Origin of the sequence: Pleomorphomonas sp. PLEO (assembly GCF_041320595.1) — a bacterium.
GTDB lineage: Bacteria > Pseudomonadota > Alphaproteobacteria > Rhizobiales > Pleomorphomonadaceae > Pleomorphomonas.
This window is the reverse complement of record NZ_CP166625.1, coordinates 3,983,549-4,000,776: the sequence shown is the minus strand read 5'-3', so window position 1 is coordinate 4,000,776 and position 17,228 is coordinate 3,983,549. Positions and strand designations below refer to the sequence as shown.

15 protein-coding genes are annotated in these 17,228 nt (G+C 62.2%); 10 read left to right on the top strand and 5 right to left on the bottom strand.

The window, feature by feature from the left end; genetic code table 11:
* The first annotated feature begins 65 nt into the window (after positions 1-65).
* The 3 genes from AB6N07_RS18525 (at position 66) to AB6N07_RS18515 (ending at position 4,204) form a co-directional block, all read left to right on the top strand.
* Positions 66-1,985: an ABC transporter ATP-binding protein/permease gene (locus AB6N07_RS18525; RefSeq protein WP_370674540.1), complete on the top strand. Its 1,920-nt coding sequence runs from the start codon at positions 66-68 to the stop codon at positions 1,983-1,985.
* A gap of 248 nt (positions 1,986-2,233) precedes the next feature.
* Positions 2,234-3,268 (top strand): YeiH family protein, encoded by a 1,035-nt coding sequence (locus tag AB6N07_RS18520; protein ID WP_370674539.1) that lies wholly within the window; start codon positions 2,234-2,236, stop codon positions 3,266-3,268.
* 21 nt (positions 3,269-3,289) lie between these two features.
* Positions 3,290-4,204, top strand: a complete 915-nt coding sequence (locus AB6N07_RS18515; protein WP_370674538.1) for a LysR family transcriptional regulator — start codon at positions 3,290-3,292, stop codon at positions 4,202-4,204.
* Here AB6N07_RS18515 and AB6N07_RS18510 read toward each other — a convergent pair.
* Entirely contained in the window at positions 4,194-4,406 is a 213-nt protein-coding gene (locus tag AB6N07_RS18510) for a hypothetical protein (protein WP_370674537.1), read from the bottom strand. The genes AB6N07_RS18515 and AB6N07_RS18510 overlap by 11 nt on opposite strands.
* Positions 4,407-4,662: 256 nt before the next feature.
* Complete coding sequence (locus AB6N07_RS18505) at positions 4,663-4,845, bottom strand: hypothetical protein (RefSeq protein WP_370674536.1); 183 nt, start codon at positions 4,843-4,845, stop codon at positions 4,663-4,665.
* A gap of 193 nt (positions 4,846-5,038) precedes the next feature.
* On the opposite strand from AB6N07_RS18505, the gene AB6N07_RS18500 reads away from it, so the two are divergent.
* The 3 genes from AB6N07_RS18500 (at position 5,039) to AB6N07_RS18490 (ending at position 7,874) form a co-directional block, all read left to right on the top strand.
* On the top strand, positions 5,039-5,473 hold the full coding sequence (locus AB6N07_RS18500) for a DUF1489 family protein (protein WP_370674535.1): 435 nt from the start codon (positions 5,039-5,041) through the stop codon (positions 5,471-5,473).
* A 494-nt stretch (positions 5,474-5,967) separates the two neighbouring features.
* Positions 5,968-7,350: a class II 3-deoxy-7-phosphoheptulonate synthase gene (locus AB6N07_RS18495; protein WP_370674534.1), complete on the top strand. Its 1,383-nt coding sequence runs from the start codon at positions 5,968-5,970 to the stop codon at positions 7,348-7,350.
* A 92-nt stretch (positions 7,351-7,442) separates the two neighbouring features.
* Entirely contained in the window at positions 7,443-7,874 is a 432-nt protein-coding gene (locus AB6N07_RS18490; protein ID WP_370674533.1) for a GNAT family N-acetyltransferase, read from the top strand.
* Positions 7,875-7,879: 5 nt separating this feature from the next.
* On the opposite strand, the gene AB6N07_RS18485 is transcribed toward AB6N07_RS18490, so the two are convergent.
* Positions 7,880-9,151, bottom strand: a complete 1,272-nt coding sequence (locus AB6N07_RS18485; protein WP_370674532.1) for an NAD(P)/FAD-dependent oxidoreductase — start codon at positions 9,149-9,151, stop codon at positions 7,880-7,882.
* Positions 9,152-9,305: 154 nt separating this feature from the next.
* Positions 9,306-9,914, bottom strand: coding sequence for a TetR/AcrR family transcriptional regulator (locus AB6N07_RS18480; protein ID WP_370674531.1), 609 nt, complete (start codon positions 9,912-9,914; stop codon positions 9,306-9,308).
* Between the two features lie 185 nt (positions 9,915-10,099).
* On the opposite strand from AB6N07_RS18480, the gene AB6N07_RS18475 reads away from it, so the two are divergent.
* A complete protein-coding gene (locus tag AB6N07_RS18475) occupies positions 10,100-10,558 on the top strand; it encodes a hypothetical protein (RefSeq protein WP_370674530.1) in 459 nt (152 codons plus the stop codon).
* Between the two features lie 243 nt (positions 10,559-10,801).
* Positions 10,802-12,079, top strand: a complete 1,278-nt coding sequence (gene eno / locus AB6N07_RS18470; RefSeq protein WP_370674529.1) for a phosphopyruvate hydratase — start codon at positions 10,802-10,804, stop codon at positions 12,077-12,079.
* A gap of 213 nt (positions 12,080-12,292) precedes the next feature.
* Here the strand turns inward: eno and AB6N07_RS18465 are convergent, their stop codons facing one another.
* Positions 12,293-14,356, bottom strand: coding sequence for a methyl-accepting chemotaxis protein (locus AB6N07_RS18465; RefSeq protein ID WP_370674528.1), 2,064 nt, complete (start codon positions 14,354-14,356; stop codon positions 12,293-12,295).
* A gap of 308 nt (positions 14,357-14,664) precedes the next feature.
* Here AB6N07_RS18465 and AB6N07_RS18460 point away from each other — a divergent pair, with 308 nt between their 5' ends.
* A complete protein-coding gene (locus AB6N07_RS18460; RefSeq protein ID WP_370674527.1) occupies positions 14,665-15,243 on the top strand; it encodes a DJ-1/PfpI family protein in 579 nt (192 codons plus the stop codon).
* Between the two features lie 64 nt (positions 15,244-15,307).
* Positions 15,308-17,149 (top strand): single-stranded-DNA-specific exonuclease RecJ, encoded by a 1,842-nt coding sequence (recJ, locus tag AB6N07_RS18455; RefSeq protein WP_370674526.1) that lies wholly within the window; start codon positions 15,308-15,310, stop codon positions 17,147-17,149.
* Positions 17,150-17,228 lie beyond the last annotated feature (79 nt).

Below are 17,228 nucleotides of genomic sequence, written 5' to 3'. Positions count from 1 at the left end.
GGACGGCAAGCCGCCCGGCGCGTTCGCGTCGGGCGGCTTTTTGAGCAACGTATTTCGGGTGGACCATGAGCCAAGTCGATCCCAGCGCCGGTGATAAGGCCAAGATCCGCGGCGATAAGTCGCTATGGACGACCCTCACTCAGCTTTGGCCCTACATGTGGCCGGAAGGGCGCGCCGATCTCAGGATGCGCGTCGTGCTGTCGATGGCCGCGCTGGTACTCGCCAAGGTGATCACCGTTCTGGTGCCCTATCTCTATGCCTTCGCAACCGATGCGCTGGCGCCCAAGTCGAATGTTCCCGAGCCGACGCTGATGTGGCTCACCTATCCGGTGGCCATGGTGGTGGCCTACAACATCGGCCGAATTCTTCTGAACGGTTTCAATAACTTACGCGACGGGTTGTTTTCCAACGTCAGCCAATACGCCGTCCGCCGTCTTGCCAATCTCACCTTCATCCATATGCATCGCCTGTCGCTGCGGTTTCACCTGCAGCGGCGCACAGGCGGCCTGACCCGTGTCATCGATCGCGGCGTCAAGGGCATCGAATCCATCGTTCGCTTTACCATCCTGAACGCCATGCCGACGGTGCTGGAGTTTGCGCTGTCGGCCGTCGTCATCGTCGTGAACTTCGGGGTGAGCTACCTTCTGGTGATCGGCATCACCATCTGGCTCTACGTCTGGTTCTCGATCCGCTATTCCGACAAGCGGATCGCCATCCGCCGTCGCATGAACGACAGCGACAACGACGCCAATACCAAGTCGGTCGACAGCCTCCTGAACTTCGAAACGGTCAAGTATTTTGGCAACGAGAAGATGGAGGCCGCGCGCTTCGACGTCGCCATGGAACGTTACGAGGTCGCCGCCAACGAGACTTGGTATTCGCTATCCTGGTTGAACATGGGACAGGCGCTGATCTTCACCGTCGGCGTCGCCCTGTGCATGGTGATGTCGGCGCATGAGGTAGTGGCAGGAACCCAGACGCTCGGCGATTTCGTGCTGATCAATACGCTTCTGATGCAGCTTGGCATTCCGCTTAATTTCATCGGCTTCATGTATCGCGAAATCCGCCAGGGCGTCACCGATCTTGAGCAGATGTTCGATCTCCTAGGCGAGCCGGCCGAGATCGTCGACGCGCCGAATGCCGGCTTGCTCAATGTGCAGGGTGGCTCGGTGCGCTTCGAGGACGTGCACTTTGCCTACGATCCCGACCGCCAGATCCTGAAAGGCATCACGTTCGAGATTCCCGCTGGCAAGACCGTTGCTGTTGTCGGACCGTCGGGCGCCGGCAAGTCGACGCTGTCGCGCCTTCTATTCCGCTTCTACGACGTCACCTCCGGCCGCGTTACCATCGACGGCCGGGACATCCGCGACGTGACGCAGGAATCCTTGCGCGCAGCCATTGGCATGGTGCCGCAGGACACGGTGTTGTTCAACGACACCATCTTCTACAACATCCGCTATGGTCGACCGGACGCCAGTGCCGATGAAGTGAGCGAGGCGGCGCGGCAGGCGCGCATCGCCAATTTTGTCGAGGGCCTGCCGAACGGCTACGAAACGCCGGTTGGCGAGCGTGGGCTCAAGCTTTCCGGTGGCGAGAAGCAGCGCGTTGCCATTGCCCGCACCATTCTGAAATCGCCGCCGATTCTGATTCTCGACGAGGCGACGTCGGCGCTCGATACCAACACCGAGCGCGAGATCCAGGCCGAACTCGACCGTGTCGCCGAGGGACGGACCACCATGGTGATCGCCCACCGGCTATCGACGGTGGTCAATGCCGACGAGATCATCGTTCTCGAAAAAGGCCGTATTGCCGAGCGTGGTTCACACTCCGAGCTGATCGACAAGGGTGGCCTTTACGCCACCATGTGGGCTCGCCAGCGCGAGGCCGACGAGGCAGAGGCGCGGCTTGCGCGCGTCAAGGCGGAGGACGACCTTGGCATTCTCGGTCCCGGCAGCAAGAACGCGCGATCGGACCAGCCGGCCTGACAGTCGTCGGTCGGATCGCGGGTGGGGATGGCATGCGAGCCTCGCCGCAATGCGATTGGGTTGTTCCGCTATCTCGCTAGGCTATGCGGCGCTTCCGGTGGCCCGGAACGCTCTCGATTTACATTGCCGGTTCATCACCATGAACCGTTCGATTGAAGCGAACGGTTCATGCATGACAATGCGTTGGTTTGCGCGGAACGCTTGAGCGATAGGAAATCCATCGCAATGGATGCCTAGGCAAGAGTAAAATGTTCCAACAGTCGATCGAAGCATCGAAACCCATTCCGGCCGTCGATCACTACGTCGCTATCGTCCGCCTGCTGCCCGGTATCGCTGTCTGCGCTGCCATTGCCGGTGTGGCCTATGGGTTCAGGACGCTGCCCGGCGTTCACAATTTCAGCCCGATGATCATCGCCATCGCCGTTGGTATCCTGATCCGCAACATTGTCGGTACCCACGCGGCGCTCACGGCCGGCATCGGTTTCTCGATGCGACGGCTGTTGCGCCTGGCGATCATCCTGCTCGGCGTGCAGCTCACCTTTGGCCAAGTGGCCGATACGGGACTGCGGGGCGTGGCCGTCATCCTTGTCGCCGTTGCATCGACCTTCCTGTTTACGCTGGCCGTGGGCCGGCTCATCGGTGCCGATCCGCGCCTCACCCGCCTTATCGCCGCGGGAACGTCGATCTGTGGTGCCTCGGCGGTGGCGGCGGCCAATTCGGTGGTCGATGCCCATGATGAAGACGTCGCCTATGCCGTCGCCTGTGTCACCGTATTCGGCTCCATTGCCATGTTCGCCTATCCGTTGCTGCAGGGCGTCCTCGATTTGGCACCGCGCGACTATGGCCTCTGGGCTGGCTCGTCGATCCACGAGATCGCCCAGGTGGTGGCGGCGACCTTCGCTGTCGGCCACGAAGCGGGCGACTTCGGCACCATCGCCAAGCTGACCCGCGTCATGACGCTGGCGCCGATGGTCTTCGCCATGGCCGCTTTCCTGCCGTCGCTTGGTGACGTTGGGGCGGAACGACCGAAGGCGCCACTGCCCTGGTTCGTGCTCGGCTTCATTGCGCTCGTCGCCGTCAACAGCGCCATCAGCATCCCTAACGGTCTCAAAGCGGAGACGAGCGTCGTCAGTACCTTCCTGCTGACCATGGCACTCGCCGCCATGGGGCTTGAAACCAGCATCGCCAAACTCAAGGCAAAAGGCTTGAAGCCGGCGCTGACGGGTGCGCTCGCCAGCCTTTTCATTGCCAGCCTGAGCCTGATGTTGATAAGGCTGACCTGACCTTTCGGGTACCAGCCATCCATGACCCTCGAACAGCTCCGCATCTTCATCGCCGTCGCCGAGCGCGAGCACGTCACTCAGGCTGCTCATGAGTTGCATCTGACGCAATCGGCCGTCAGCGCGGCGATCACTGCTCTCGAAAGCCGATACGACATAAAGTTGTTCGACCGCATCGGCCGCCGTATCGCGCTGACCGATGCCGGCCGGACCTTTCTGCAAGAGGCGAGAGCGATCCTTATTCGTGCCAACGACGGAGAAGCGGTGCTGTCCGATCTCGCCGATTTTCGTCGCGGAGAGCTGGCGATCGCTGCCAGCCAGACGATCGGTACCTACTGGATCCCGCGTGTCATTCAGGCCTTCACGGCTAGTTATCCGGGTATCCGTGTGACACTTGAGCTCGGCAATACGGAATTCGTTGCCGGTCGTCTGTGCGATGGCGCTGCGCTCATCGGTTTCGTCGAGGGACCTGTGGACGATCCACGCCTCTCTGTCGACCGCTTGTTCGACGACGAACTCGTGCTGGTGACGGCTCCCGCCGACCCATGGCTTGCCATTGGTGGAGACGTGGCAGAACGACTCAACGCCGCTCGCTGGGTGCTGCGCGAGAAGGGGTCGGGTACGCGCTTCGCGCTTGAACAGGCTCTCGCCCACTACGGCCTGGTGGCGGACGACGTCGAAGTGGCGCTTGAGCTGCCGTCGAACGAAACCGTTCGCACCGCCGTCGAGGCTGGCGCTGGGGTCACTATCCTGTCGCGTATGGTGGTCGAGGGCGCGCTGGCTACCGGAACGCTCGTCCATGTGCCGCTCGCTCTGCCCGGCCGCAGCTTCAACGGCCTTCGCCATCGGCAGCGCTATTTCAGCCAGGCAGCGGCGGCGTTTGTCGATCTCGCGCGACCGGGACCTTTTGACTCGTCGTCAGGGCGCGCTACAGGCTGATGTCAACGAGCTGGCCAAGACCTTTGCCGACAGCGGCCGGCGGCGATTTTGCCGAGGTATTTTGGACCTTTGCGTCCGCGTCGTCGCGGTCGCCGTCATTCTCCCGTTCGGACGGGTTGCTCTCCACGCTGGCTGTCTGGCTGGTGGGCGGGCTCGGGGTATAGGAGATCGGGTGGCTCGAGGTGGCACTACCAATTGTCATTGTCGTCCTCCTAGCACGGATGGGAAAGGATTCCACGCTTGAATATGACACGGCCACCGAGCTGTGTTAAGTTAAAAAATGGAATAATATCAATAGTTTGGTATGTATGCAAAGGCCGAGTTAACAAGCTTGTGAAAACAGGCCGTGCCTTGCACTTTTCAGTTACCTCCGATAGTCGTCGACACGGTTTCAAAAGAAAATGCGCGCCCCGAGAAAACAGGGCGCGCATCGATCCGGATCGAGCGATGGTGGATCGTTAGGCAACCATGTCGAGCTGCTGCCCGACACCGGCGGCAACCGATGCTTTTGCCGGCGCAGCCGTCGCTCCGACATCGTCGGCGTCGCCGTCATGATCAGGGCCGGGCGCCTCGGTTGCTTCGCTTGACCGAGCGGTTATGGGGGCCGGCGTCGGCCGGTAGCTCGTGGAAGAGACGTTCATGCGATACCTCCAGATGGCGAATCCAAGGGAGGTGCCGGATTCGCCCGTTTGCAGCGTACCTCGGCCAACCTGTCGAAAACCTGTCGGTCACTCCGGTTTGCCTCGTCCGCGATGACTTGCATCGTCTGCGACGGCGAACCATGATAGGCCAGCCCAGGCTGGCGGGAGGGACCCGCGCTTTTGGAAATCAGCAATGCCGCTTCACATCATCAAGCTCTGCGTCGGTGTCGAGACGGTCGAGGAACTCGACCAGTGGTATCGTGAAGAGGTGCTTGTTCATGCCGCTCGCGGCGAAACCTACGAACGCATCCACGTCACCCGGATGTTTCCGAAGCGGGTCGACGAGGTGCTTGATGGCGGCTCGCTCTACTGGGTGATCAAGGGCATCGTGCAGGTACGGCAGTCCATCCTCGATCTCCGACCCGTTCGCGGTGGTGACGGCATTGAGCGTTGCGGCATCGTGCTCGATCCCGAGCTGCACCGCACGGAATACAAGCCCTGCCGCGCCTTCCAAGGCTGGCGGTATCTCCCAGCTAAGGACGCTCCGGCCGACATCCGTCAGTCGGAAGTCGACGGCGATATTCCCGAGGGCATGCGCCGGGCGCTGAGGGAGTTGGCGTTGATCTGACGCTCCCTTGGTAGGGCTTTGCGCAATTTTACTTGACGTGATCGGCGGGCGATGGTTCTTGTCCGCCAACCTTGCTTCGGCAGTTTCTGCGGAAGCGCCCCGTCGGACGATATCCATGTTGCGCGCTCAGCACATCCGGACATCCTTGATCGCCCCGCTTTCGCGGGCCGCGGTTCCGACTTTCTACGGCTTTATGGGCTTTTATGCGTGGCATGCCGCTTCGGCGTGGCCGGTTCCGCAGCTGTCTGACTGACAGGCCCAGCGCGAGAACGAGCCCCGCCGAAAGGCGGGGTTTTTGCATTTGCGGCTCCGTGATCGCCCACTTCCGGCCTGGTGCCGGACGGGTGAAACGGAACCACCGCCTTCCGCACCGTCCCGCTGCGCGTCGCGCATTGGTGGTGGTGTCTCACCGGCGCCTCATGTACAAGGCGCCAAATTCGGACTGCTCCGCGGCGGTTTCCGCGGGGCGACGCATCGAGAAGAAGAGCCGCGTCATGCCCACCACCTGGAAGCCCGACTCCTGGCGTGCCCTGCCCGTTGAGCAGGTGCCCGATTATCCCGACCAGGCGGCGCTTGCCGCCGTCGAGGCGCATCTTTCGAGCTATCCGCCGCTGGTTTTTGCCGGCGAGGCGCGCAAGCTCAAGAAGTCGCTTGCCAAGGTGGCGGCCGGTGAAGCCTTCTTGCTGCAGGGTGGCGATTGCGCCGAGAGCTTCGCCGAGCATGGCGCCGACAACATCCGTGACTTCTTCCGCGTCTTCCTCCAGATGGCGGTGGTGCTGACCTATGGCGCCGCTCAGCCGGTGGTGAAGGTCGGCCGCATCGCCGGCCAGTTCGCCAAGCCGCGCTCCAAGTCGACCGAGACCATTGGCGGCATCGAGCTGCCGTCCTACCGGGGCGACATCATCAACGGCATGGACTTCACGCCGGAATCGCGCATTCCCGATCCGCAGCGCCAGGAAATGGCCTACCGGCAGTCGGCGGCAACGCTGAATCTGCTGCGCGCCTTCGCGAGCGGCGGTTACGCCAACCTCGACAACGTCCATAAGTGGACGCTTGGCTTCGTCAAGGGCACGCAATCGTCGCGCTATCAGGAATATGCCGATCGCATCACCGAGAGCCTCGCCTTCATGCGGGCCTGCGGCATTCATCCCGAAAGCGTCTCCGAGATGCGGACGACCGATTTCTACACCAGCCACGAGGCGCTGCTGCTCGGCTACGAGCAGGCGCTGACCCGCGTCGATTCGACGACCGGCGACTGGTACGCCACCTCTGGCCACATGATCTGGGTCGGCGATCGTACCCGCCAGCCCGGCCATGCCCATATCGAATACTGCCGTGGCATCAAAAACCCGATCGGCCTCAAGTGTGGCCCGTCGTTGGCGCCGGATGAGCTGATCCGCCTGATCGACACGCTGAACCCGGAGAACGAGCCGGGTCGGCTGACGCTGATCACTCGCTACGGTGCCGACAAGGTGGGCGACTACCTGCCGGCGCTCGTTCGGGCGGTTCAGCGCGAGGGGCGGTCGGTTGTCTGGTCTTGCGACCCGATGCACGGCAACACCATCACGCTCAACTCCTACAAGACGCGGCCGTTCGACCGTATCCTGAAGGAAGTCGGCGCCTTCTTCGACGTGCACGCCGCCGAAGGCACTCATCCGGGCGGCATCCACGTCGAGATGACCGGCCGCGATGTCACCGAATGCACCGGCGGCGCCGTCGCCATTTCCGGTGAGCAGCTGTCGGATCGCTACCACAGCCATTGCGACCCGCGTCTCAACGCCGATCAGGCGCTGGAACTGGCCTTCCTTGTTGCCGAACGCGTCAAGAAGACGCGCGAGGGGCGCGAGCCCATGGAATGGGCCATCGCTGGCGAGTGAAACGGAGTTCCTCGCAAAGGTGTTGATTGAAAAGAAAGGCGCTCCGAGAGGGGCGCCTTTTGCATTGATGGAAAAGAGGAATCCCGATCGCGATGGCAACCATTGAACTTTCCGCCCTACCGCCCACGGCGGAAGACTTCGCGCGGCTACGGGCTGCTTGTGGCTGGGGGGCTATCGATCTCGCAATTGCCGAACGCGCCCTTGCCGCTGGGCTCATTAGCGTCGTGGCGCGCGATGGCACCTGTTTGGCCGGCTTCGGCCGCGTTGTCGGCGATGGCGTCCTCTACTTTTATTTGCAGGACGTCATCGTTCATCCCGATTTCCGGGGGCAGGGCGTTGGTCGGATGGTTGTCGAGGCGTTGCTTGCCGAAGTGCTGAGGCGGGCGCCGATCGGAGCTACGATCGGTCTGATGGCGGCCGAGGGCAAGGAAGGCTTTTACGAGAAGTTTGGCTTTACCCGGCGCCCCACCGAAAGGCTGGGCGCCGGAATGACGCGTTTCGTGCTGGCGGAGATGGAAGGATAACGGCCTCAGCGGCCGTTCTCTTCTTTCAACGTTTCCTTCTGTGTGATGAGGCGCGCCGAATGCTGGCCCGACATGAAGATCCACAGCCAGCTCCAGGCCACCGCGAAGCGGCTGCGCGTGCCGATCAGGAAATAGATGTGGGCGATACCCCACACCCACCAGGCAACGGCGCCTTTCAGCTTGATCCAGCCGAAGTCGACCACAGCGGCGCTGCGGCCGATCGTGGCAAGGTTACCCTGATGGTGGTAGACGAAGGGCCCCGGCGCCGGCTTGCCGGCTAGCCGGCTCAGAATGACCCTCGCAACGTGGGCGCCCTGCTGCTTGGCGGCCGGTGCCACGCCAGGCACCGGCTTTCCCTCGGCCGTGGTTACTGAGGCGGTGTCGCCGATGACGAAAACATCCGGAGCGCCGGGTATGGAGAGATCGTGCTCAACGATCGCCCGCCCGGCCCGGTCGGCGGGTGCGTCGAGCCACTGCGCGGCGCGCGAGGCTTGCACGCCCGCTGCCCACAGCACCGTCTTGGTGGGAACGAATTCATCGCCGACGCGAACGCCGTCGGCTGAAATATCGGTGACCGGCGCACCCGTTCGCACGGTGACGCCGAGCTTTTCCAGTGCTTCACGGCCATAGTCGGACAGATCGGTCGTGAAGACCGGTAGAATGCGCGGCCCTGCCTCGATCAACAGGATACGGGCCGTGCGGGTATCGATTGCCCGGAACTCCTTGACGAGCGTTCGATGGGCCAGCTCGGCGATGATGCCGGCAAGCTCGACGCCGGTTGGGCCGCCGCCGATGATGGCGAAGGTGAGCAACGCCTGACGCTTTTCGGGATCGGTCTCCAGTTCCGCTCGCTCGAAGGCCAGCAACACGCGGCGGCGGATGGTCGTGGCATCCTCCAGCGTCTTGAGGCCTGGCGCGAAGGCTTCCCACTCGTCGTGGCCGAAATAGGCGTGGCGAGCGCCGGTGGCCAGCACCAACGTGTCGTAGGCAACGGCGCTGCCATCCCTGAGCTTGACTGTCTTTTCCTGCCGATCGACGCCGACGACGTGGCCAAGCACCGTCTTCACCTCCGGTCGGTCGCGGAACAGTCGGCGGATTGGCCAGGCAATCTCCGAGGTGGCCAGAAGCGTCGTCGCCACTTGGTAGAGAAGGGGCTGGAACAGATGATGGTTGCGCCGGTCGATCAGCGTGATGTCGACTGGCGCGCCCTTGAGGTCGAGCACAAGTTGTAACCCGGCAAATCCGGCTCCGACGACGACGACGCGATGGTTGACCATGAAGGCTTCCAGTCCATGAGATCCAAACGTGTCTCTCTATGGGCCCCATAGTTCCGCGAAGATCAATAAATATCGCCTTCACCGCAACTTAAGTCTTCCTGAAGGGCGACGGCGGAAGGAAAGGAACATGATATTTTGGACCTTCGGCGAGGGCTCACCTCGCCGCGCCGCGGGCATAGGCTCTCAACATATGGTCGATTGCTTCCTCTCGTAACTTTCCTTGCAAGTCGTCCGACAGTTGCCCGGATGTCAGAAGGTCGGCGAACCCGTGTACCAACGCCCAGGCTCCAAGCGTTACGCCGCGTGGCGTGGCCGGCGACGAGGGGAGGGCGGCCGTGAGCTGGGCGTAGGTTCGATCGGCCGCCGCTCCGAGCGCGGGAAAAGCCGCCTTGCGAACTTCGGATGAGAACATCAGCCGATAGAGCGAAGGGACCTCAATGGCAAAGGTGATGTAGGCGCGGCCGGTGGCGATCAGACGGTCGATGTCATTGGCATTGGCCTCCGTCGCGGCAATCCGATCCGAGAGGCGCTCGAACCCGTCGGTCGCAATGGCGGCCAGCAGCGCCTCGCGGCTTTCGAAATGCCGGTAAGGGGCATTGTGCGACACGCCGGCCGCCCTCGCGACCTCGCGAAGCGAAACGCCCGATGGTCCGCCCTCCGCCAGCAGCGTTTGTCCGGCAGCGATCAGGGCGCGCCTGAGATCGCCGTGGTGATAGGGACTGCCGTCGTGGGAAGCAGTCGAATCCGGGCCGGGCCGCTGCAAGTCTGTCCGCCCGGTTGCTTCACCGTCGTCCGTGCCGGTCTGATGACCGGATGCGGCGGAGGCACCTTTCTGACGACCTAGTTGCCGGTCTTTCGATGTTGACAATGTCCACACCCTCTTGCATGTTGATGGTGTCAACATTGAAATGGGCGGCCGGAAAGTGCAAGCCTCGAATGGAGATGTCGATGCTGTTTTTTGCCATGCTCACCGCGGTCTCAACCATGGCGATGCTGATCGGCTGGCTGGTCGGCCTGCCTCTCGATCCGGCCACGGCGGGGCGTTGGGGATTGTCGGCATCGCTGCTGTTTTTCGGCATCGATCACCTGATCACGCCGAAGCGCTACTTGCCCATGATGCCGCGGTTCGTACCGGCTCCCGCCTTTGTCGTTCTGTTCACCGGCCTTTGCGAGCTGGCGGGCGGCTTGGGACTTTGGGTTCCCGAAGTTCGGCTCATGGCAGGTTGGGCGCTCGCGATCTATTTCGTCTGCGTGTTCCCGGCCAACATCAAGAATGCGCTCGGCGGCCTGTCGGTCGATGGCTTGCCGTCGTCACAGCTGTATTATTGGCTTCGCCTCCCGTTCCAGCCGGTCGCCATCTGGGCGGCGCTATTTGCCTCCGAAGCGATTGGTTGGCCGCTGCGTTGAGGAAAGGTGCTGTCTTTGGAACGCAACCGCCGCCGGACGGCTCTTTCATTCCCGCCCCGAAGAGCGTCTTCTGCGCTTGCTCGGACAAGTCGATTCGAACCGTGGTCAAACGGTTCGCCTAAACCAATTACAATCTTGACATCCGTGCCAGTTCGCATCTTTGCAGCGTCACACTGACGGTCTATAGAACGCTCGGGTTCTCTAAGGAATTCGACCCCAATCCAACTGGGAGTGCATCGCACAATGACAGCCATCATCGATATCGTCGGTCGCCAGATTTTCGACAGCCGCGGCAACCCCACCGTCGAAGTCGACGTCGTTCTGGAAGACGGCTCCTTCGGCCGCGCCGCCGTTCCGTCGGGCGCCTCCACCGGTGCCCACGAGGCGGTCGAGCTGCGTGATGGCGGCTCCCGTTACCTCGGCAAGGGTGTGACCAAGGCCGTCGCCGCCGTCAACGACGAGATCTACAAGGCGATCGCCGGCATGGATGCCGAAGATCTCCTGGCCATCGACAAGGCCATGATCGAACTCGACGGTACCCCGAACAAGGCCCGCCTTGGCGCCAACGCCATCCTCGGCGTGTCGCTCGCCGTTGCCAAGGCCGCCGCTGAGGCCGCTGGCCTGCCGCTCTACCGCTACGTCGGTGGCCCGAACGCCCACATCCTGCCGGTGCCGATGATGAACATCATCAACGGCGGCATGCATGCCGACAATCCGATCGACTTCCAGGAATTCATGATCCTGCCGGTCGGCGCCGACTCCATCGCCGACGCCGTGCGCATCGGCACCGAGGTGTTCCACACCCTGAAGGCGGGCCTCAAGAAGGCTGGCCACAACACCAACGTCGGTGACGAGGGCGGCTTCGCTCCCAACCTCGGCTCGGCCGTCGAAGCGCTCGACTTCATCGTCGCCTCGATCGAAAAGGCCGGCTTCAAGGCTGGCAAGGACGTCTACCTCGGCCTCGACTGCGCCTCCACAGAGTTCTTCAAGGACGGCAAGTACAACTACGAAGGCGAAGGCAAGGTTCGTTCGATCGACGAGCAGGTCGAATACCTCGCCAAGCTGGCCGCCGACTACCCGATCATCACGATCGAAGACGGCATGTCGGAAGACGATTGGGCCGGCTGGAAGAAGCTGACCGACAAGATCGGCAGCAAGGTTCAGCTGGTTGGCGACGACCTGTTCGTCACCAACACCAAGCGCCTCGTACAGGGCATCAAGGCCGGCACCGCCAACTCGATCCTGGTCAAGGTCAATCAGATCGGTTCGCTGTCCGAGACGCTCGATGCCGTCGAGACCGCCCACAAGGCCGGTTACACCGCCGTCATGAGCCACCGTTCGGGCGAGACCGAAGACACCACGATCTCCGATCTCGCGGTTGCCACCAACTGCGGCCAGATCAAGACCGGTTCGCTGGCCCGTTCGGACAGAATCGCCAAGTACAACCAGCTCATCCGCATCGAGGAAGAACTGGGCACCCAGGCTAAGTACGCCGGCCGTAGCGTCCTCAAGGGCGCCTGAGCCTCTTCGGCTTTGGGCAATAAATGAGGAAAGGCCCGGCTCGCGCCGGGCCTTTTCCATGTGTACCCCATCGACAACGAGCTATACCAAGGTGCATTGAAAATGACTCTTGGTATTCTGCTTGCCGATTTCTTATACCCCTGATGCAAATGAGGAATCGGCAATGGCTTCAATGAGCGGATGCGTCAGCATCTTCGCGAATTGGAATTAGCGTCAGGCAGCCGTCGTCGCGAGCGGGTCCGCTCGTTCCATGGCGTCTTTGATAATTCTCGGCACGTCGTCTCGCAGCGACAGAGATGAGTGTTCGATCGTCTTGGTCACCTCGGCAACATCGGCCGACAGAGCATAGGTGCTTTCGACGGCGGCGTTGATGGCGCCGATCCGATGGCCGACGTCCGCGACAGCCATTTGCGCCTCGCGTAGCTTTGCCGAGAAATCGGCAACGGTCGCCCTCTGTCCGTCAACACGCGCCAGCATGCTGCTGTTGGTATCGCCCAACGTTTCCACCGTCTTGCCTGCATCGCGCAGAGCTTCTGCGACACGTCGCGTCGTATCCTGGATTTCCGTGATCTTGGCGGTAACCTCAAGGGTGGATTTTTCCGTCTGTGATGCCAGACTCTTGACCTCGCCTGCCACAACGGCAAATCCCCGGCCAAGTTCGCCTGCGCGCGCCGATTCGATGGTCGCGTTCAGAGCAAGCAGGTTGGTTTGTTTGGCGATCGTTGCGATCGTCGCGGCGATCTGGTCGATGTCGGAGGCGGCTCGCGACAGATCTTCGACGGCCGACCGAGCGGCGACCATCGACAACAGCGCCGAGCGGCCAACGTCGGCACTTCGGTGTACGTCATCGGATATGCCGTTGATGGCGGTTATTACCTGATCCGACAAGCTGGCGGCGTTCTCATTGAGAATCTGCGAGCGTTGCGCGGCGTCGGCGATTTGCTGCGAGGCAGCACGGACATCGCCGATAACCTGTGTCATGCCGGCGGTACGGGCCTCAAGAGATTCTGCTCCGTCAATAATGCGATCGAGGCCGGAACCGGTCGAGAGTTCCACCTCGGCGGCCATTTTGCGGAGGATCTCACGCTTCAGGGTTGCTTCATTGAGCCGCTCTTCGCTACGGAATTGTTCAATTTCGGCGAGTTCATGGGCTTGCTCTTCGAGGCGGTGCCGAAGGTCATGTTCGCTGGCCTCAGCGCGAGCTCGGTTGCGGCGGATCAGTGTCCAGATGAGGCCGGACACTAATATGCCCGCGATGTCGGCAGCAAGGCCGAACCAAAGCTGGTTCGTTATGTCGCGAACGTCGGTACTTGCCGCGAATTCAGCGTCGGGAAGGCCGACCCACAACATCCAGGGATGCTCGGCGTCGGCGGTGGATATGGGCAATACGAAGGAGGCAATTAGGGAGGGATCTGGAGCGCCCTTTTTGACGAAGTCCAGAGATGCTTCGGCCTGTCCAGGTGTCTTTGACAGGCCAACATAGCCATAGCTCGGGTTGACCAGTGCAAAATGTGCATCGGGCAGCATTGATCTGATGATATTGGAGAGTATGACCGTCGATACGGCCCCCCTTACTTTCCCGTCAGTGCCATAAATCGGCACGGAGAACACCAGTCCCGAACGCCCTTTGTCGTCACTTGCCGAGGTCATCTGCGAATTGTCGCAGGTGATAACCTCGGGGCCGGCTTGCAACGGAACCGCCATATCAGAAATCGCCGCCAGATCCGGGTGCAGAGTTTCGAACGCCTGAATCTGTTTGACGATCAGCGCGTACTCTTCGTCCTCTTCCTCCGGAACGCCGGCAATGTCGGCGGCGACCGCCGTCTGAGACCCGGACTTTTGGCTGCCATCGGTGATCAGCTCGTCCAGCATCAAGGCTGGCACCTGTTTCTTTCCCGTGGATGGATCGATGCTGTTCGGATCGAACGGCCCCGGGATCAAGTAGACCTCTGAGACGGCTACACTACTGGCAAGGTTGTTGTAGATTTGTTGGATCGATGCCAGAGCATCGTCGCTGACCGCCGCTCCGCCAGGTGTCATATGGCGGACACTCGGCAGAAAGCTGATCGTCCTGATGTTGCGGTAGATCTCGCCGAAATGTTCGCCGATGCGCTCCTGTGTGGGCTCGGCATCGGCTTGCATGGTCGCACGATAAGCCGTCTTGGCGGCGGCCAGATCGCTTCGTTCTTTTTGTAGAAGAAACACGGAAAAGGCGAGGCCGCCAATCAGAATGAGGGCATATCCAACAAACGTAGTTCTGCTCATGGTCGGTTCCATCCTGGGCAGACGTCAATATGGTATGCCGGAAATTAAACAATATTAACAAAGGAAGTCATTGCTGAAATTTTATTCTAAAATGAAACTTTACTGTCGAATGATGAACATAAATGTGAGAATTACCTAGGGATAAAAACTTGCGGAGTGCGACGTGTATTCTTTGGGAGGCTCGCTATATCGATCCTGAGATCCGGGTGCTCAGGCGGGCCACCTCATTTTCCGGCAACGTGAGTGCTTCGGGCTGCTGACATAAAACTGTCCAAAGCGGTGCGATAGTCGTCCATCGACGCCGCACGAAAGGACAGACCATGACCGCCAAGCGCATTGCCATCGTGCTGCTCGACGAATTTGCCGATTGGGAATTGGGTCCGTTCGCCGCCGCTGCGCGGGCGTGGCTCGGCGCTCGTGTCGACCACTACACACCTGGCGGGCGTGTCGTGCGGTCGATGGGCGGACTGAGCGTTACGCCGGGAGCGGCGCTGGAGGCGCTTGCGGCGCAGGATTTCGACGCGTTGGCGGTGATCGGATCGTCCGGATGGGAAGCTGCCGATGCACCGGATATTGGTGCCGTTATTCGTTCGGCGCTTTCGTCCGGCCGCCCGGTCGGTGCGATCTGTGGCGGGACGCTCGCCGCCGCGCGGGCTGGTGTTTTGCAACAGCGGCGCCATACCAGTAACGCGGCCGTCTATCTTCGGGATCATGTGCCGGACTACGACGGATCGCTTTATGTGGACTCGCCTCGCGCCGTGATCGACGGCATGCTGGTGACCGCGCCGGGTTCGGCGCCGGCCAGCTTTGCCACCAGCTTGCTGGGATTGATCTGGCCCGATCATCCATTGATCGACCAACTGGCCGTCATGATCTCCGCCGAACATCAAAACGCCTGATCTATCCTCCGTCAGTTGCCCCTGCGGCTTTGCGTGGCCGCGTCGCTTGCTCTATTGAGAAGCGATGACTTCTCCTGCCGAATCCGTTCCGCCGACCCTTCCGGCCGGGCGCCGCGCTGTTCTTGGCGTAACGCGTTCCGCGACCGATCGTCCCTGGCGCGACCGGCTGGATATGCGCGGCGCGGCGCTCGCTCGCCAGATCGCGCAGGAGGTCGGTCTGCCAGACGTCGTGTCGCGGCTGCTTGCCGCCCGCGACGTTCCAGCCGACGCCGCAGACGCCTATCTCAATCCGCAAATCCGGACACTGTTGCCCGACCCTTCGCTATTCACCGACATGGATGCGGCGGCCAGCCGCATCGCCGACGCTATCGAACACGGTGAAAAGCTGGCTGTCTTCGGCGACTATGACGTTGACGGCGCCACGTCGGTGGCTGTCTTCGTTCGCTATCTGCGCAGTCAGGGGCTCGACCCCGCCATCTACATCCCCGATCGCATCGTCGACGGCTACGGCCCCAATCCGCGCGCCGTCGGCGAGTTGGCGGCTGGTGGCGCCACGCTGCTCGTGACGCTCGACTGCGGCACGTCCAGCTTCGAGGCCTTCGACGAGGCGCGACGGCTTGGCCTTTCCGTGGTTACCCTGGATCATCACCAGGCCGGCGTGGAACTGCCGCCAACGCTGGCGTTGGTCAATCCTAACCGGCAGGACGATCTCTCCGGCCACGGCCATCTTGCCGCCGTCGGCGTTACTTTCGTGACGCTGGTGGCCGTCAATCGCGAGCTTCGGCGGCGCGGCTGGTTCGAGCGGCAGGGTACGCCGCCGCCAGATCTGCTGGCGCTGCTCGACCTGGTGGCGCTTGGCACCATTTGCGACGTGGTGCCGCTCATCGGTCTCAACCGCGCCTTCGTCGTGAAGGGGCTATCCGTCTTGCGCGCGCGCGGCAATCGCGGCCTCGCGGCGCTTGCCGATGTGGTCAAGCTCACCGGACCGCCGACGCCCTATAATCTTGCCTTCATGCTGGGGCCGCGCATCAATGCCGGTGGCCGTATCGGCGACAGCGGCCTCGGCGCTCGCCTGTTGACGTCCGACGATCATGTGGCGGCCGGTCGCATTGCCGTGGAACTCGACCGGCTCAATCGCGAGCGGCAAACGCTGGAAGCCGAAGCGGTGGACGCGGCCGAGCTGATGGTGGCGGCTCGGCTTGGCGGTGTGGCCCCGCCGGTGATCGTGGAGGCTTCAGCCGACTGGCATCCGGGTATCGTCGGCCTCGTCGCAGCCCGCCTCAAGGAGCGCTATCGCTGCCCGACGTTCGCCATCGCGATGGATGGTGAGGGTGGGGCGGTTGGTTCCGGTCGCTCGATTGTCGGCGTCGACCTCGGTGCCGTGGTGCGCCTTGCCCTTGAACGCGGCCTGATTACTAAGGGAGGCGGACATGCCATGGCGGCCGGCGTATCGCTGCCGGCGGAAGGCGTCGATGCATTCCGCGCCTTCGTATCGGCGGCTGTGGCCGACGGCGTAGCGATGGCCCGCGCCGCCGAGGCGTTGGAAATCGACGCGGCGCTGACCGCCGATGGCGCGACGCCCGAACTCATCGAAGCGATTGGGCGGGTCGGCCCCTTCGGGTCGGCTCAACCCGAGCCGCTGTTTGTCTTCCCCGCCCACCGTATCCTCTATCTCGATACTGTCGGGCGCAACCACCTCCGTTTGACTCTCGCGTCCTCGGCCGGCACCCGCGTCAAGGCCATGGCCTTCCGCGCCGCCGGTCAGCCGCTCGGCGACTTCCTGGCGGCGAGTCGCGGCGCGCCGGTTCATATCGCAGGTCACGTCGATCTCGACTGGTGGCAGGGTGCGCCGCGCATCAATATTCGGATAATCGATGCCGCAGACCCGACCAAGGCCACTGCCTGACGCCCCTGTCGACTCCTTCGCATCGGCAAACATCGCCTTTGGCCGAGTTGCCGACAGCCCATCCGCCGTTTATTGCTGA

Coding starts and splice junctions, on each gene's coding strand:
- AB6N07_RS18525 (WP_370674540.1), top strand. CDS start 66: ATGAGCCAAGTCGATCCCAGCGCCGGTGATAAGGCCAAGATCCGCGGC.
- AB6N07_RS18520 (WP_370674539.1), top strand. CDS start 2,234: ATGTTCCAACAGTCGATCGAAGCATCGAAACCCATTCCGGCCGTCGAT.
- AB6N07_RS18515 (WP_370674538.1), top strand. CDS start 3,290: ATGACCCTCGAACAGCTCCGCATCTTCATCGCCGTCGCCGAGCGCGAG.
- AB6N07_RS18510 (WP_370674537.1), bottom strand. CDS start 4,406: ATGACAATTGGTAGTGCCACCTCGAGCCACCCGATCTCCTATACCCCG.
- AB6N07_RS18505 (WP_370674536.1), bottom strand. CDS start 4,845: ATGAACGTCTCTTCCACGAGCTACCGGCCGACGCCGGCCCCCATAACC.
- AB6N07_RS18500 (WP_370674535.1), top strand. CDS start 5,039: ATGCCGCTTCACATCATCAAGCTCTGCGTCGGTGTCGAGACGGTCGAG.
- AB6N07_RS18495 (WP_370674534.1), top strand. CDS start 5,968: ATGCCCACCACCTGGAAGCCCGACTCCTGGCGTGCCCTGCCCGTTGAG.
- AB6N07_RS18490 (WP_370674533.1), top strand. CDS start 7,443: ATGGCAACCATTGAACTTTCCGCCCTACCGCCCACGGCGGAAGACTTC.
- AB6N07_RS18485 (WP_370674532.1), bottom strand. CDS start 9,151: ATGGTCAACCATCGCGTCGTCGTCGTCGGAGCCGGATTTGCCGGGTTA.
- AB6N07_RS18475 (WP_370674530.1), top strand. CDS start 10,100: ATGCTGTTTTTTGCCATGCTCACCGCGGTCTCAACCATGGCGATGCTG.
- eno (WP_370674529.1), top strand. CDS start 10,802: ATGACAGCCATCATCGATATCGTCGGTCGCCAGATTTTCGACAGCCGC.
- AB6N07_RS18465 (WP_370674528.1), bottom strand. CDS start 14,356: ATGGAACCGACCATGAGCAGAACTACGTTTGTTGGATATGCCCTCATT.
- AB6N07_RS18460 (WP_370674527.1), top strand. CDS start 14,665: ATGACCGCCAAGCGCATTGCCATCGTGCTGCTCGACGAATTTGCCGAT.
- recJ (WP_370674526.1), top strand. CDS start 15,308: ATGACTTCTCCTGCCGAATCCGTTCCGCCGACCCTTCCGGCCGGGCGC.